At 38.1% G+C, this 16,757-nt stretch carries 14 protein-coding genes and 1 pseudogene; 5 read left to right on the forward strand and 10 right to left on the reverse strand.

Going from position 1 to position 16,757, the window contains the following annotated elements:
- Positions 1-209 precede the first annotated feature (209 nt).
- On the reverse strand, positions 210-1,454 hold the full coding sequence (locus FJR38_RS14635; protein ID WP_168537856.1) for an inorganic phosphate transporter: 1,245 nt from the start codon (positions 1,452-1,454) through the stop codon (positions 210-212).
- 134 nt (positions 1,455-1,588) lie between these two features.
- Here FJR38_RS14635 and FJR38_RS14640 point away from each other — a divergent pair, with 134 nt between their 5' ends.
- A complete protein-coding gene (locus FJR38_RS14640; protein ID WP_371418216.1) occupies positions 1,589-2,065 on the forward strand; it encodes a hypothetical protein in 477 nt (158 codons plus the stop codon).
- Positions 2,066-2,408: 343 nt separating this feature from the next.
- A pseudogene (locus FJR38_RS14645) lies at positions 2,409-3,026 on the forward strand (class I SAM-dependent methyltransferase); the annotation flags it as partial.
- Positions 3,027-3,524: 498 nt separating this feature from the next.
- Here FJR38_RS14645 and patX read toward each other — a convergent pair.
- From patX to FJR38_RS14660, 3 genes are all read right to left on the reverse strand, one after another.
- Entirely contained in the window at positions 3,525-3,752 is a 228-nt protein-coding gene (gene patX, locus FJR38_RS14650) for a heterocyst-inhibiting protein PatX (protein ID WP_168495300.1), read from the reverse strand.
- Positions 3,753-3,853: 101 nt separating this feature from the next.
- Positions 3,854-5,602, reverse strand: coding sequence for an FAD-dependent oxidoreductase (locus FJR38_RS14655; RefSeq protein WP_168495302.1), 1,749 nt, complete (start codon positions 5,600-5,602; stop codon positions 3,854-3,856).
- Positions 5,603-5,737: 135 nt separating this feature from the next.
- The gene (locus FJR38_RS14660) at positions 5,738-7,153 is read right to left on the reverse strand and encodes an isochorismate synthase MenF (RefSeq protein WP_168495304.1); all 1,416 of its coding nucleotides are present in this window, start codon (positions 7,151-7,153) and stop codon (positions 5,738-5,740) included.
- A 301-nt stretch (positions 7,154-7,454) separates the two neighbouring features.
- On the opposite strand from FJR38_RS14660, the gene menA reads away from it, so the two are divergent.
- The 3 genes from menA to FJR38_RS14675 are packed head-to-tail and all read left to right on the forward strand — an operon-like array spanning position 7,455 to position 10,641.
- A complete protein-coding gene (menA, locus tag FJR38_RS14665) occupies positions 7,455-8,354 on the forward strand; it encodes a 2-carboxy-1,4-naphthoquinone phytyltransferase (protein ID WP_168537858.1) in 900 nt (299 codons plus the stop codon).
- Positions 8,354-9,331: an o-succinylbenzoate synthase gene (locus FJR38_RS14670; protein WP_168537860.1), complete on the forward strand. Its 978-nt coding sequence runs from the start codon at positions 8,354-8,356 to the stop codon at positions 9,329-9,331. The genes menA and FJR38_RS14670 overlap by 1 nt, the downstream gene beginning before the upstream one ends.
- Positions 9,316-10,641 (forward strand): 2-succinylbenzoate--CoA ligase, encoded by a 1,326-nt coding sequence (locus FJR38_RS14675; protein WP_168537862.1) that lies wholly within the window; start codon positions 9,316-9,318, stop codon positions 10,639-10,641. The genes FJR38_RS14670 and FJR38_RS14675 overlap by 16 nt, the downstream gene beginning before the upstream one ends.
- Before the next feature lie 182 nt (positions 10,642-10,823).
- Here the strand turns inward: FJR38_RS14675 and FJR38_RS14680 are convergent, their stop codons facing one another.
- The 6 genes from FJR38_RS14680 to leuC all read right to left on the reverse strand — a co-directional run bounded on the left by FJR38_RS14680 (position 10,824) and on the right by leuC (position 16,398).
- The gene (locus tag FJR38_RS14680) at positions 10,824-11,273 is read right to left on the reverse strand and encodes a thioesterase family protein (RefSeq protein ID WP_168537864.1); all 450 of its coding nucleotides are present in this window, start codon (positions 11,271-11,273) and stop codon (positions 10,824-10,826) included.
- Positions 11,274-11,391: 118 nt separating this feature from the next.
- A complete protein-coding gene (locus FJR38_RS14685) occupies positions 11,392-12,654 on the reverse strand; it encodes a YcjF family protein (RefSeq protein WP_168537866.1) in 1,263 nt (420 codons plus the stop codon).
- Positions 12,655-12,935: 281 nt separating this feature from the next.
- Positions 12,936-13,394, reverse strand: coding sequence for an EVE domain-containing protein (locus tag FJR38_RS14690; protein ID WP_168537868.1), 459 nt, complete (start codon positions 13,392-13,394; stop codon positions 12,936-12,938).
- Positions 13,395-13,470: 76 nt separating this feature from the next.
- The gene (gene leuD / locus FJR38_RS14695; RefSeq protein ID WP_168537870.1) at positions 13,471-14,079 is read right to left on the reverse strand and encodes a 3-isopropylmalate dehydratase small subunit; all 609 of its coding nucleotides are present in this window, start codon (positions 14,077-14,079) and stop codon (positions 13,471-13,473) included.
- A gap of 59 nt (positions 14,080-14,138) precedes the next feature.
- The gene (locus tag FJR38_RS14700) at positions 14,139-14,888 is read right to left on the reverse strand and encodes a hypothetical protein (protein WP_168537872.1); all 750 of its coding nucleotides are present in this window, start codon (positions 14,886-14,888) and stop codon (positions 14,139-14,141) included.
- A gap of 106 nt (positions 14,889-14,994) precedes the next feature.
- The gene (leuC, locus tag FJR38_RS14705; protein ID WP_168537874.1) at positions 14,995-16,398 is read right to left on the reverse strand and encodes a 3-isopropylmalate dehydratase large subunit; all 1,404 of its coding nucleotides are present in this window, start codon (positions 16,396-16,398) and stop codon (positions 14,995-14,997) included.
- Between the last annotated feature and the right edge of the window lie 359 nt (positions 16,399-16,757).

Genomic DNA, 16,757 nt, shown 5'->3' on the forward strand with positions numbered 1-16,757 from the left:
GGAATAATCATTGTGACAGCTTTATAGATGACTACCTAACTACAAGCACCAAATCAGTGTGGAATGTATCTTACTTATATAGTTGTCATGATGATGAGAGACTATCAATTATGTCTCTTTCTATAGATCATTGTAATTAATGGGCAGAATTTATGCAAAAATCCTCTCTGGCTAGAGAAGATATAACAAAATTCAAGCATTTAATTCATTTATTGCCAAACAATTGCCATGATGCTAAAAATGGCAGCACTGAGAGCGGCACTGATGGGGACTGTAATTAACCAGGCGGCTGCGATATTTTGGATAGTGGAAAATTGGATTGATCGCATATTTTGTACCAGTCCAATACCCACAACTCCACCGACAAGGGCGTGAGAGGTGGAAACGGGTAAACCTAAACGGGAAGCTAGTAAAATTGTGCTGGCGGTGGCCAGTTCGGCACAAAATCCACTACTAGGTTCTAAGGAAATAATATTTTCGCCAATGGTAGCGATGACCTTTTTACCCCAAACTGCCAAACCTGCCACAATTCCGATCGCACCCAGAACTAGAATCCACAAGGGAATGGTGAGTTGATCACTGGGGACTTTACCTTGTTGATTGATGTAGGAAATGACTGCTAGGGGGGCGATCGCATTACCAACATCATTAGAACCATGGGCAAAGGCCACGAATCCTGCACTCAGAACTTGAAATTTAGCAAATAAACCTTGAATTTGATTTTCAATTTGACTATTTGCTAATTGTCGCCAACTAATCAAGGTGAGGCTGATGGCGGCTATACCCCCTATGAATAGGGTAATGTCATGGGAGGGAAGCGGAAAATTTCTCTGTTCTAGTAAAAACTGGCTCACAGGTTGAGTGAGTTTTGGGAGAACGATAATTCCAAATACACTTAATAGTAATGTACTTAACCAAGGAATCCATTCCTGTAACTGTGATAGAGGATCAGGTTGGTTAAAAATCCAATGTTGAATCAAACTATAAAAACCAGCAGCGATCGCCCCACTAATTAATGGTGTTAAAATCCAACCGATGGTAATTAAACCAATGGATGACCAATCTATTGCTTCTATTCCTAAAGCTACCCAACTAAAGCCCGCGATCGCTCCCACAATGGCATGAGACGATGATATGGGTAAACCTCTGGATGTGGCAATTTGTAGCCATATCCCACCCGTCAGCAGTACCGTAATCATCCCCATCACTAAAGTTTGTGGTGCATTCGCAAATAAAGCTGGGTTAGCAATTTTTGTGCCAATGGTAGATGTCACCTCTTGCCCAAACAAAACAGCACCCAGAAACTCTAATACCCCAGCCATAATGATTGCCTGCTTGAGGGTAATCGCCTGAGAACCGACTGAAGTTCCCATGGCATTAGCAACATCATTTGCACCCAAATTCCAGGCTAAATAGAAGGCTAAGAAGGCTACTATCGCAGTTTGTATTTCCATCAAATAAACCATTGATACTTCTACCAGAGGTAAAAGTTGCTATGAATGCTTTCTATTTTCCATTTTTTTGGTTACAAAAAATTAGTGCAAGCTAGTAAGCTCGACAAAGTGGTTAACAAAACTTAATTTTATTTATGTCTGACATTTTCACCAAGTTAAGCTATCAAACCTTTCAACAAGGTAAGAATTACTTTGGTTTTGCTCACAAAACCCTAAGTACACAAATTAGAAACCTGCTCTATCCATCACTCCAGCCAGATGTCGCCCCCCTTTCCAAGGAATTAATCACACAACTCCAAGACAGATTGAATCAGTTATGGGAAACAGACTGGCAAGATGCTCAAACAGGTGTATATCCCCAAAATTTATTATTTGATAATCCTTGGGAAGATTTCTTCCGCTACTATCCATTAGTATGGTTAGACCTACCCAATATTTGGGAACGAATTAAAAACCGTAGATATCAAGATTTTTCCCAGGAAATAGCCACAGATATCTATCCCAACTACTATTTACAGAATTTCCATTACCAAACAGATGGCTATTTGAGTGAACTGTCAGCCAATTTATATGACTTACTGGTGTTATATTGTTCACAACAGGAATGGTAATCAACCTGTATAAAAACCTAACTGCCTAACGGCAATCTGTACCTTGACAACTGAAGATATGGGGTTCTATTCCATAGTTCTAGTTCCTGCCCAGGAATAGGTAAAATCTTCATGGGAGCTAGACTTGTGTTGAGCGAACTTGTACTGAGCGTAGTCGAAGTAGTCGAAACACGACACAGAATTATAAACTCAATCAAAATTTGCAGTAATGCAACTACCTTCGGGCGGAGGGAAAGTTAACGCTTGGGGAGAGAACCACCTCTGGCTTAGATACTGCAAGGGTGCTAAGTTAAGTGGACTCGTTGAACCAAGAATCTCAGTGGCTTTAGCCCTGAGAGTGTCAAAGGTAGAAATTCTCTTTGGTGGCTCAACTGATGCTATGCGAAGACGCATTCTCTCTCCTCTCAAATCTCAACTTGCAGCTTTTGACCATCTTCCTCAAGGACAACTCCGAGTCATAGATGTTGCTTGTGGTACTGGACGAACGCTGAAGTTAATTAGAGCAGCTTTGCCTCAAGTATCTTTGTTTGGTATAGATTTATCCCCGGCTTATTTGCGAAAAGCAAATGAACTATTATTGCAAATTCCTGGAGAATTACCGCAACTCATCCAAGGTAATGCGGAAGAATTGCCCTATCGAGATGATTATTTTCATGCTATGACTTGTGTTTTCCTTTTTCATGAGTTACCAGCCCCAGTTCGTCAAACTGTTATGGAAGAATGTTTTCGGGTGACAAAACCAGAGGGAATTTTGATCATCTGTGATTCTATTCAGGTAAATGATGCGCCGGAAATGGAGTTAGCAGTCAAGAACTTTTCTCAGACTTTTCATGAACCTTATTACCAGCATTACAGTACAGATGATTTGGTAAAACGGTTAGAAAAGGCTGGATTTGAGCGGATAGAAACCCAAGTCCACTTTCTGAGCAAATATTTGGTTGCTCACAAGCCCAGTTACTAGAAATTCACAATTCAAAATGAAGGTTAATAACTTCAAACAAAAGTTCTCTTTTCCCTTAATTCCGGTGATTATTCCTACTGATTCATGCCTAATGTATACGAGAAGCGATTACTAAAGGCGGTTTTTAGTAAGTGTATTAGTGATCTAGTCACCAATACACTTAGAGTTTGAATAATTACCGGATGTTTTGATGAAATACTGAACAATTTTCGAGAGATGAAGTGCTGTAACTGTTTATGTTTGTGGCAGAGAAATTGAAATACTGATAGCTTGCGTGGTGACGCAATAGCCATAGGACTGAGCAGAGATATAGTGCTGTAACTATCTATATCTAGTGTCAGTGAAAGAAAACTTTTGAACGATGAATCAAACAAGTGTAGTGCTGTAACTGTCTATGTCGTCTCGATTCAAGAAGTGGTATCTAGGATGTGAAATATCCAATAATCCGGTAATATCATTTTTGGCTTGGTAGGAATGATCCTCCAAAGTTTAAATAACTTAAACCGCATTACCAAGATATCCATCCAAACCTCTACGACCACTACCTCGATGAGGATTGGGCTTTTCTGGTTGATTAGGGCTAGGTTTCGGGTTATCAGCGAGTAGTTGCTGGGAATCAGACTTAGCCATCAACAGCAGGGAAAAACGAGTCTGTACTGCTTCGCAGTTAAAAGCTAAGGAGCCAAATACCAGACTCGATACTAAAAGTGAAATGGCAGCACGCATAGTAGATGTCTATTTTAGAACTCTCTACTTCACTAATACTTAACTTTGATATGTCTGTCCGGAAAATTTGCGAAAAAGTATTGTATTTTACTGAATAAAAGTTAATTTGATACTTCTTCAAGATGCTCAACAAGTAACCAATTTCCAGACAGATTTGGCCGCCCCCAAATTTTGAGCATTGTTTCTGGGGGAAAAGCTTGTAGTGCTTCATCTATATGCGATCGCAACGTTACAAGCTGCCAATTTGTCTTAGTTAAATTGGTGTTTTCTATAATATTAAATTGGTAGTTTTGCTGATCCAGCCGTTGAAATTTGCCAATAAAGTAGTTAAGGTTTAATTTATTATCTTCCTCAACCAAAATACCAGGACAATAACCACTAGTTGGATAAGCTTCTGGGTGGTCTAAATAATAAGTTTGCCAGTGCAACCAATCGGGATGATTAGTTAATAAGTTAAACAGAGGAACAATTGCCGTGGGTGCATAGTCATCTGTTAGTAATGCAGCCTGCAAAGTCTTTACAGGCAAATCCCTGGGCTGACATTCTAACACAACACAAAGAGAAGCTGCCATACCTGCGGCTTGACCAATTCCCATGACTACAGGTTGAAGTCTGGTAGCCCCATTCGCAATGTGGGAAACGGAAATGTTTTTCTCACAGACTAACAAACCATCTGTAGTGGCAGGAATCAATGAGCGATAAGGGATAGTGAAGGGCGTTCCTGTCCATCTTCCACCCCAACGGATGGATTTTGGTTGCAGTGAAAACTCAACACCAGGATAATGGTGATCATTGGCATAGTTTCCGACAGCTACTGCATCATGAAATGGTGATGCTGTGTTACTGTTTGCTGAAAGCAAGATATCCTGTTCAAAAACAGTTTTCAAACCTACTAGGCGGCGACTTTCCCGATAATAGGGATGGAGGGCAAAAGCGGTATTAGCATGAGGAAAAAGGTTTTCTGCTAATCCATAACGCCTACCAAACTGAGTTTGAATGTAATGGGCAAAGTTCTGACTGTGCCAACAACATTCTTGCACAAATTCGCGCTTTTTCACCCCTGATTCTACCAACCGATTGGCATTTTGGCAGTAATCGTTGCCCGCTATAGGCCAGTTAATCATAAATCTATCTGCTGGCAAGCGCCCATAGTTCAAAAATTTTTCTGTCCCATAGTTATCCCAAGCTCCTGTAAACTGGGATGGATTGTAGTTGGGGGCTGGGGGAATGGCTGCGGCGATATTTTCCCCATAATCTTGCATTACTACTACCCATGTTGGTGCTTGCACTGGATATGTTTGGGTAAGGGCATTAAACTGTGCTGGGGCGCTGGGTTCTCCCCATTCTGACTGTAATTCCCAGCCCCAACGATAAGGTACTTCCCCTAAAGCTAATAAGTCTCCTAATTCTGTGCCATCAAGAATTATTTTGGCGTTAACTGTGAAATCTGCAAAGCGTACACCTGTGATACAGTCTTGTGTTCGTAAAACCTCTAAAGGTACTTTTCCCGAAATCCATTGGAGATTAGGCAATTCTCTCACCCAATCAGCAAATATTTCTGCGCCTATACGCGGATCATAACTGAAAAAGCTCACCCAACTATGATCTAATCCTCCTGGTTGTCTACGTTGCAATTCCTGTAAAAAAGCACCCCATAACCCGGTTTGAAAAGCTTGTAATTCGTTTCCGTCTGGTACTGATACGCCGGCAGAGGTTAACATTCCTCCTAGCCAGGTAAATTCACTCACAAGGACGGTTTTTACCCCCCTTCGCGCTGCTTGGATAGCCGCAGCAGTTCCGCCAGTGCCTCCACCGACAACTAAGACATCGGTTGTGTAGATTTGATTCATCGTAATAGCAATCCTAAATGATTAATGAATACAATACTTTCTGTTCCCTATTCCCTATTCCCTATTCCCTATTCCCTATTCCCTATTCCCTATTCCCTTACAGATAAGTTCTCAACTCAAATAGGATCACTATATTTAAACTAATGCTTTTAATAATGCTTGCAATTTAAGTTGCACTTCTGCAAATTCTTTTTGAGGATCTGAACCAGCAACAATGCCTGCGCCCGCATAAAGTCTAGCATAATTACCATTAATTAAAGCTGAACGAATTCCGACAATGAATTCACAATTTCCTTCTCCGTCTACCCAACCTAACGGTGCGGCATATAAACCTCTTTCAAAATTTTCATAACGGCGAATTTCTGTACAAGCAATATCTCTGGCTGCACCTGCTACTGCTGGTGTAGGATGTAGTTTAGCCACAATTTGTAAAGGGTGAATGTTGTTAGGAACTACAGCACTGATTGGTGTCCATAAATGTTGGATGTTAGATAATTGTCGTAGTCTTGGGGCTAAAACTTGGGGTAATAAACCTAGTTGGGATAGATTGTAAGTAATAAAATCAAGGACAAATTTATGTTCATGTTTTTCTTTAGTATTGTTTATTAAATTGTTAGCATTTGTGGCATCTTCTTTAGGTGTTTTACCTCTGGGGGCTGAACCTGCTAAAGCATCAGTAATTAAATGTTGTTTGTGAATACTAATTAACCGTTCTGGACTAGCGCCAATAAAGTTTTGCCCTTTACCGTTACTTGTAGAAAATATATAGCAGTTAGGATGTAGTTGCCGCAGGTTATTTAAAGATTGTAGTAAATTAAAATCATGATTGCCACTGACATCTAAGGTATCCGCTAAAACAATTTTACTCAGATAATTAGATTGGATTATTTCTAATACTGAGGCAACGGAAGCTGGGAATTTATCAGCATTTTTAGTTATTTTTGTATATAAATTTAAAGGTAAATTATCAATATTTAGGGAACAATTATTCAAGAATTTAATAATTTCTAAATGGTGTTCTAAATCATCTAATATTTTGGTAATGTTAATAGTGGAATTGATAATTGTGTTCATTACTAATGTGCAACAATTATTTTTGAGAGTTACTTGCCAAGAAGGTAAAAAAACTGTGGCACAGGGAAATGGATAATTGACTTTTTTGTGTTGATCGAAAAAGCTGAAAGTACAAAAGAATCGCGGAGATGAAAAAATTTGATCTTGGTGAGAAATAGTAATAATGTTATTGAGACAATTTTTGATAAACTCTTCTGATTTTATAAATCTGTCTTGACCAAAAATTTCTAATTTATCTAATGTTCCCATTGCTGCTATTGCTTCACCATTACTTCTATTTTCAAAATAAAAGTTTAGGGAATTTTCCTGATTGAATTTATCTAAAATCAACAAAGGATCAATTAAGCCAATTTCCAAGGGGATACTGACAATTTGACTGCTATTGTTGCGGCGGCAATTTTCCTGAACCTCTAACAGTAATTGATTGAGGTATTTGTAGTCTACAAAGGTGTGGCTGCGACATGGTGAAATTGTCATGGATGTATAAGTTAATTTTTCTTAAGTTATCTTCCTAAAATGTAATAAGTCATGGTGATATTTCTATAGGTAACATAATTTAGTCACCATTCACCAGCATAAACTTGTCTTAATTCTGGGTTTCTCCGGGGATAGAGAAGCTTTATCCTGTTTTGGCCGTCCCTTGAGGTGTTATTATCAGGAGACAAACTGGAGAAGACGAAATGGGAATTTTTTTGTAATTTACCATCATTAAGTGTCACGGAAAATTATAAAATTTAACTGATAACTAAAGTTCTGCTAATTTAACTCATCAAGGCTGATGACACAAACTCAGATTTCACCACCCACAACTAAATTATGGATAGCGGCTATTAAACCGCCAATGTACAGTGTTGCTATTATGCCTATATGGGTAGGTTCTGCGGTAGCATTTACAGAAACAAAGATTTTTAATACAACAATATTTTCAGTTTTTATTGCTGCGGCGATTTTAATTTTAGCTTGGGAAAATATTAGCAATGATGTGTTTGATGCTGCAACAGGAATTGATAAAAATAAACATCATTCATTGGTAAATTTAACTGGTAATAAAAAGTTAATGTTTTGGATAGGAAACCTGTGTTTAGGTTTAGGGTTGCTGGGAATAATGGCGATCGCCTTTTTGCAAAAAGATCCTACAGTTATCGGTATAATTTTACTATGCTGCGGTTTGGGCTATATGTACCAAGGTCCTCCCTTCCGTTTAGGATATCAGGGTTTAGGGGAAATTCTCTGCTTTTTTGCCTTTGGACCGTTGGGTATGGGTGCAGCCTATTATAGCCAAACTCAAACTTGGTCTATCACTAATTTAGCAGCTTCGGTAATTTTGGGCATTGTTACCAGTTTAGTGCTATTTTGCTCCCATTTTCATCAAGTTGAAGATGACATAGCGGCAGGAAAGCGATCGCCTATTGTGCGTTTAGGAACAAGTACAGGGGCAAAAGTTTTAGTTGGGTTTACTATCAGTATTTATCCCCTAACTTTGCTATTTGTAATTTTGAATATTTTCCCAATTTGGACTTTACTCAGTTTCCTAAGTTTACCTTTTGCCTTTAAATTATGTCGTCATGTCTTAGAAAATCACAACCTACCAGACAAAGTAAGTAATTCTAAATTCATCGCTATCAATGTTCATTTTCTCAGTTGCTTATTTTTAGGCTTAGGATTTATCTTGGGTTAATGAGTTATCAATTTTCTTTTCGTTACTTTAGTCAAAAATTCACCAATCCCATTATTACTAATCATGGTATTTGGGAACTTAGAGAAAGTATCATTATCCGCTTGATTGATGACAAAAATAACGTTACTTGGGGGGAAATTCCCCCTATTTCTTGGTTTGGTTCAGAAACCATCCAACAAGCTTTAGATTTTTGTCATCAACTCCCAGAAACAATTACCCAAGAGATAATTTTCACAATTCCCGATAAATTACCAGCTTGTCAATTTGCTTTTGAATCAGCCTTAGAAAGTTCTTCAACCCACGAAGGTGGGTTTTGTTTGTGTAGCCGTGACTTACAGTCGCCAGATACTTACAGCGGCTTATTATCATCTGGAAAATCAGCGTTAAATCAATGGAGTAATTTATGGGAACAAGGATATAAAACATTTAAATGGAAAATTGGTGTTCATGATATAAATCAAGAATTAGAAATATTTGATTTATTAATTTCCAGTTTACCAGGATCAGCAAAATTACGTTTAGATGCTAATGGTGGACTTAGTGATCAAGAAGCAGAATTATGGTTAAAAAAGTGTGATCAATTTTTACCCAAAATTGAATTTATCGAACAACCATTACCTCCAGACAAATTTACACAAATTCAGAAACTAAGTAATTCCTATTCTACACCAATAGCCTTAGATGAAGCGATCGCCAATCTCCAACAATTAGAAACCTGTTTTCAGCAAGGTTGGCGCGGAATTTTTGTGATTAAACCGGGAATAATGGGTTCACCATCTCGGTTAAGAGAGTTTTGTAAAAAACATCAAATTGACGTTGTATTTTCATCTGTATTTGAAACCGAAATTGGTAGAAAAGCAGCACTACAACTAGCAGCAGAACTATCTACAAATAATCGCGCTATGGGTTTTGGAATTAACCACTTATTTAAACAGCAAGAATCAAACTGGCTAGAAAATCTATGGAAAACCTATTAAATAATTTACAAAATCGTGATTGGCTAATTTGTGATTATAGCCAAGAATTACCACAAATAGCAATAGAATTATATTTAAACTTCACTCAATTATCAAACCCAAAAATTATCATTGCGGAAAGATCACAAGTGAGATTTTTAGCAAGTTTTATTGCTGCTTGTGCAGCTAAATGTCCAGTTTTCTTATGTAACCCAGATTGGAGTCAAGATGAATGGGAACAAGTTTTTAATTTAGTTCAACCAGATATAGTTTTAGGAATTAGTCATAACTTGCCAAAATCACCAATTAGCAATTCCCAAACTACAATTCCCAACTCTATCATGATTCCTACAGGTGGTTCATCAGGAAAGATTAAATTTGCTATTCATACGTGGCAAACATTAACCGCATCTGTGCAAGGTTTTACAGAATATTTTTCGATAAATTCAGTTAATTCTTTTTGTGTATTACCGCTATATCATGTAAGTGGATTAATGCAATTTATGCGTTCTTTAACAACAGGTGGAAAATTAGTAATTACCTCATATAAAACATTAGCATCTTCCCAATTATCCCATATTAATCCAGCCGAATTTTTTATATCTTTAGTTCCTACCCAATTACAAATAATCCTCCAAAATCCCGAATTAACCCAATGGTTATCAAAGTTTTCTACTGTTCTTTTAGGAGGTGCGCCACCTTGGGATGAATTATTAGAAAAAGCCAGATTTCATCAGATTAGATTAGCACCTACCTATGGAATGACAGAAACCGCTTCTCAAATTGCCACCCTCAAACCTGATGAATTTTTACAAGGTAAATTTAATAGTGGAAAAATTCTTCCCCACGCCCAAATTATGATTGATAATCAATCAGGAAATATAAATATCCAAAGTCAATCTTTAGCTTTAGGTTATTATCCCCAACTGTGGGAAAATGGAGAAAATTTTACAGTTGATGATATTGGTTTTTTAGACAATCAAGGCTATTTACATATTGTGGGACGGAATAGCGATAAAATTATTACAGGTGGTGAAAATGTTTATCCCCCAGAAATTGAAACAGCAATTAGAAAAACTCAGATGGTAATTGATATCTGTGTAATTGGAATACCTGATAAACATTGGGGACAAGCATTAACCGCTATTTATATTCCTAATAATAAAAATATTTCTTCCTTAGAAATTCAAACTCAACTAAAAAATCAACTTAGTAAATTCAAAATTCCCAAATATTGGATTTCCCTACCAACCTTACCTCGTAACGCCCAAGGTAAAATTAACCGTCAACAACTCCAACAAATAGCTGAAGATTTTTTGATCAATAATTAATTAGGTTGGCATTAAAAATTGTCGTTACTAACAAGGGAACAAGGAAGAGATTTTGGGATATTTTACTTTTCATTACATATTATTATTCTTTCTTCCTGAACTGTACGGGCGAAGCATTCGGACAATAGCCTTGGACAAAAATGGATAATTTGTCGCCCGAATGCTTCGCCCCTACGCCTAAATTACATAACCTCCTCCCTTGACTTTCTTCTCTCTGTGATCTCTGCGTCTCTGTGGTTCGTTTCCAACCAATTGTGCATATAATCGGGTAATTCCTGCTTAGTTCTACTACTTGCATCAATACAAACGTGCCGAGTAATTGCCTTTGCAACTATCACCTTATCTATGGTAATTTTATAGGTAATTTCAAACTTCTCTAAACCTATTTTTTGTGGAGATAAACTAATTACTAAATTGTCACCACAATACATAGGACGTAAAAAATCAACACTTGCATGGACGATAGGAAAAGCCATAGATGGATTAGTAAAAAAAGCTTTGATATTAATGTTTGAATTTGCTAATGATTCTTCATAGACTTCATGGCATATTCCCAAAACATTGGCAAAGTAAACTACTCCAGCCGCATCAGTATCTTGAAATCTGACAGTTCGATGATAATGAAAACACATTTGCTAAAATTCCTCTCAAACTGGTTCAATTTTTCCACCCAGTTGGACAAAGCTAACTTTAGCTTTTAGTCGTTTATTTAAAGACTATTTTAGCATAAAAATCATATTGTAAGATAAGTTAATTTTTCATCCCCTTAAACCGTTCTTTTGCCTCTGTAAAAGCTTCTTGCATCACTGTTTGAATTTTTTGAGGATCGGGTTTTTTTCCACCCATTAAATCACCAAAATAGACACAAGCAGCTTCACCTAAAGACCATGTGTAAGCACCTGCCCAAGAGGCTGCAATGACGCTACCAAAACCAGGGATAAATTTAATTAACTCCCGTGCTACGGCTTGGGCTAAAAAACCACCTGCGATCGCACTCACAACACCCCCAGCTTGAGATGGTGTTAATGTTTGTCCATATAATTTACCCAACAATCCCACCATTGACACTTGCAATGCCGTTAAAACGGGCATAGTGGCAAAAGGTAAAGGAACTGCGGCTAAAGTCGCAGCCATAATCGAAAATGGCAAAATATAACGTCTGCCGGCATCTCGATAAATATTACCTAATTTTTCTCCAGCTTGTTGATCTAATAATTGATAAATTGTCTTTGATTCTGCTTCCGGGAGTAATTCAGCCAAATTATCTCGTAATGCTTCTAAACCGTAAAAAACAGGATTATAATCATCTTCTTCTAAAGTAAAATCAATCAAAACGGCACTATTATATAAACCTGCAAAGTTTTCTTTGATAGCGATAAATGCGCGGTTTAATTCTGTGAAATTTGGAGGATAATCAGGATGATTTATAATTTCTGGTGGATAAACTTCATGTAAGCAAGTTACTACCAATAAACAGGGAATATTTGGATATTGTTGACGTAATTTTTGAGTAATTTGCCGCAGAGTATCAGTTGCAAAATCATTAATTTTGACAGTGATAATCAGCACTCTAGCTTTATTTGTTTCCTGTTGTAAATCACCTATTAATTCTTGAATAATTGCTTGAGTATCTTGACTAACATCTCCTAACCCGACTGTATCTGTAAAAATCAGTAATGGTAAATCATTGGAGGGATATGCGTAACGTTGGGTATTTTGGGTATGGGGACGAAAACCCTGGCCGATAATTTCCGCAGATACTCCAGTTAAACCCCTAACAATGGAACTTTTTCCTGCTTGGGGTTTTCCTAAAAGTAAAGCTTCTGTAGTTGGTAATTCAGCGCGAATAGTTGCGAGAATTTCCGCAACTTGAGTATCACTGACACTAAACCATTGTCCTACTGTTTGCGTTACTTGTTCTAGAGGTAAAATTTGGGTTAATTTACCAGTGGCTTGATTAAAAACCCCAGTAACCTTTGTTTTCCAGGAATTATCATCACTTTGTTCAGCCATAAACTGCACTCCCTACAATTTGATAGAGAATATTTTTATTGCTTTTATAATACCATTTTACTGCCTTTTTATCGAACTGCAGAGGCGCAGAGAACGCAGAGATGGAGAAGGATGAGATATTTTTTTTAGTATTGCTATATATCGTTTCGGCGTTGCTGAATTAGGGTATGAAATTCAAGAATCAATGATTTCAAACTCTTACTCTCTGTAGACTCTGCGCCTCTGCGTGAAACAAAATCATACTCTTAATCAGCAACACCATCTTTTCTAAGTTACAATCTCTAAATATCTCTAGCGATTTCTAAAATCCTCCTTCCGACTGATTCGATTACAGGGGTTACTGATAAACGATTACCTTTTTTGACTACTAATAATTCATCATCACTAAATTTTGCTTTGAGTGTTGATAGTGAAAGGGGATTATTAAAAACTTCCAAAAATTCCACTTTTACAGTTTGCCAACGTGGGGATTCAGGAGTTGATTTAGCATCATAATATTTACTATTTATATCAAATTGTGTCGGGTCAGCAATGCCTGTTTCCACTATCCGCATTAAGCCAAAAATACCCGGAGGTTCAGCATTGGAATGATAGAAAAATGCTAAATCTCCTATTTGCATTTGTCTCAGAAAATTACGTGCTTGATAATTACGTATTCCATCCCAAATTGTCTGATTTTGATTTTTTAAATCAGTAATACTATATACTGATGGTTCAGACTTCATTAACCAATAATTCATTATTTTTATCTAATAATTAATTTCATGAATGTAAAGACGTTCCATGGAACGTCTCTACTTTTTTACGGGATATCCTCTAAATCGCGGCTAAATTACCCCAACCAATGTAAGGTAATTTCGCTGCTGTTGCTTTTACCTGTTCTGCATTCGCTACCAACTGTCCGCAAGCGTCCCAAGTTCCGGCAATAAAGGCGCTTCTTGTCCCTTCACTCATGACAACTGAGACTGTTAAATCACCAATTTGCACTTGCAATTTTTCCAAATTTATGGTAAAGGGTTCTTGGGGATTAGCGATCGCTCTTTCTTGCAGTTGTTTAACTATTTCCGCGTCAGCAGTTACGCATGGTATCCCCATGGCGACGCAGTTACCAAAGAATATTTCCGCGAAGCTTTCACCAATCAGGGCTTTTATTCCCCATTTGGCTAGGGCTTGGGGTGCGTGTTCTCTTGATGAACCACAGCCAAAATTACGGTTCGCTATGAGGATTTTCGCGCCTTGATAATGGATTTGGTCAAATGGGTGTTGACCGTTTAAGGCTTTTCTGTCGTCAATAAATACCCCTTCTCCTAAGCCGTCAAAGGTGACTGCTTTTAAGTAGCGGGCGGGTATAATTCGGTCGGTATCTATGTCGTTACCGATGAGGGGAACGGCGTTACCAGATATTTGTTTTACTTCACTTACCATAATTAATAAACCACCAAGGACACGAAGGACATTTTAACTCTAAAAACCTACCAAATTGATTACAAAAAGGTTTCAGTTCGGATATTATTTATCGTTGCTATATGATTCATATATTCGTTTAAAAAAAAGTTTGATTTTTCGGTCAAATTAGGATATTCTTCGGGAACCACTGATTTTGGTAGATGACAGATATCACAATAAATATCCCAAGAGTTATTATCATGCGGATATCCAACTGCTTGAGATAAAGATGCAAATGCTAACCATCCATTTTTAAACCCAGAATAAACATTTGAGAAAATAAATTTATCAGCAGAAAAAATAAATTTCTCATCTGAAGAAATAAGTTCCTCAGGCTTTTCACCTGAATATCTATGGCTGGGATGAACTACATTATTTCTTAAAGTCTGATAAATATTTTCATGGTATTTTTCAAAATTTTCTAATTCAATCTTTTGTTTTTCAAGTGTTTTACACCATTTATCTTTAAATGTCGCATTATACCATTTCTTTTTCTTTTTCAAGGAAGCTTCTATAAATGCTTTGGTGTCTGGTTGTGTAGGGATTACTTGATTAATAATGGCTTCCATACTTACTTGAAATAAAATTACAGCTTGTATGCAAAATTGAAACTCATTTTTACGTTTAGATGCCAATTCAATGGAAACACTTTGGTAATCTAATGCGTTGTAATTATATTCAATGAGTTGTTTTCCTTCGCATACTGCTTGGTAGGCATGAGACAACATTTCTCCTCCCTTCAAACCACAAAATTTTGCAATATCAAAATCATATTCTGGTGGTACCATTTGATTTATTTGTCTTTGTTTTTTGCTTTTTTCCTATGGGACAGGTTTCTAGCCTAGCCTTTTTTTCACTCCCCTCCTCGCTTGCGGGGAGGGGTTGGGGGTGGGGTTACAGCAGTTCTCTCACGTCGGCGATTTCGCCTTTTATGGCTGCTGTGGCTACCATTGCGGGACTCATGAGGAGGGTACGACCGGAGGATGATCCTTGTCTTCCTTTGAAGTTGCGGTTGGAGGAGGAGGCGCTGATTTGTCTTCCTTGGAGTTTGTCGGGGTTCATGGCTAAACACATGGAACATCCTGGTTCTCTCCACTCAAAGCCGGCTGCAACGAAGATTTTATCTAGTCCTTCGGCTTCGGCTTCTTTTTTAACTCTTTCTGAACCGGGGACTACGAAGGCTTTAACTCCGGCTGCAACTTGGCGACCTTGGGCGATTTTGGCGGCTTCTCTAAGGTCGCTTATGCGTCCGTTGGTGCAGCTACCGATGAAGCAAACGTCAATTTTTGTACCTTGAATGGGTTGACCTGGATATAGATCCATGTAGCTATATGCTTCTTCGGCTATGAAGCGGTCTTCTTCTAGGAGTTCTGCGGCTGTAGGGACTTTTTCATCTACGCCTATTCCTTGTCCTGGTGTAATTCCCCATGTGACTGTGGGGGGGATGTTCTCGGCATTAAATACTACTACGTCATCATATTTGGCATCAGTATGACTACTGAGAGATTCCCACCAAGCAAGGGCTTTTTCCCAGTCTGCACCTTTGGGGGCAAAGTCTCTATTTTTTAGGTAGTCGTAGGTAATTTGGTCGGGGTTGACGTATCCGCATCTTGCACCACCTTCTATGGCCATGTTACAAACGGTCATCCGTTCTTCCATGTTCATTTGTGCAAAGGTTGTTCCTGCAAATTCGTAAGCGTAGCCTACGCCACCTTTTACGCCCAGGGTACGGATAATATGCAAAATTACGTCTTTGGCGTAAACTCCGGGTTTTAAGTTACCGTTAACTTCGATTTTGCGGACTTTGAGTTTAGATAATGATAGGGTTTGAGAGGCGAGTACGTCTCTAACTTGGCTTGTACCGATACCAAAGGCGATCGCTCCAAATGCACCATGACTTGATGTATGGCTATCTCCACAAGCGATCGTCATCCCCGGTTGAGTTAGTCCCAATTCGGGGGCGATGACGTGAACTATACCTTGATTTCCTGAACCAATATTGTAAAAAGTTATGTCATTTTCTTGACAACTCTTTTCTAATGCCTGGATCATTTCTTCAGCCATGCTATCCACAAAGGGACGGGCTTGGTTTTCTGTAGGGACTATATGATCAACTGTGGCTATTGTCCGTTCTGGGAATAATACTTTTAAATCCCGTTCCTTGAGCATAGCAAAGGCTTGGGGACTCGTAACTTCATGAATAAGATGTAGTCCAATAAATAGTTGTGTTAATCCTGATGGCAGTGTACCAACGGTGTGTAAGTCCCAAACTTTGTCAAATAGTGTACCCTTGCTCATATATCAATACTATGTTAAAGGAGTCGGATTTTTGATCTTATCAGAAAATGGCACTTGTGAATCAAAATTTAGTAATTAAAAGTTAAAAAAGCAGATGACAATTGTTGATTAATAGGACTTACGCAAAATATCTCTGAAACCCTCTTTCCTTCGTTTCCTTCGTTCCTTCGTGGTTCGTTTCTTCGTGGTATGTCTTCGACACGCTTTGCGAACGTTTCTTCGAGACTTGTGCGTAAGTCCTGATGAATATTCATTGTCATCTTGAAAATGCTGAAATCCTCGAAATCTTGATTCAGACAATAAAATTACCTGACATTTCTCACTAAAAATCAGCTTGTCCACAACTTCTGCGAGAACGG

The organism is Anabaena sp. UHCC 0253, assembly GCF_009712085.1.
Classification (GTDB): Bacteria; Cyanobacteriota; Cyanobacteriia; order Cyanobacteriales; family Nostocaceae; genus Dolichospermum.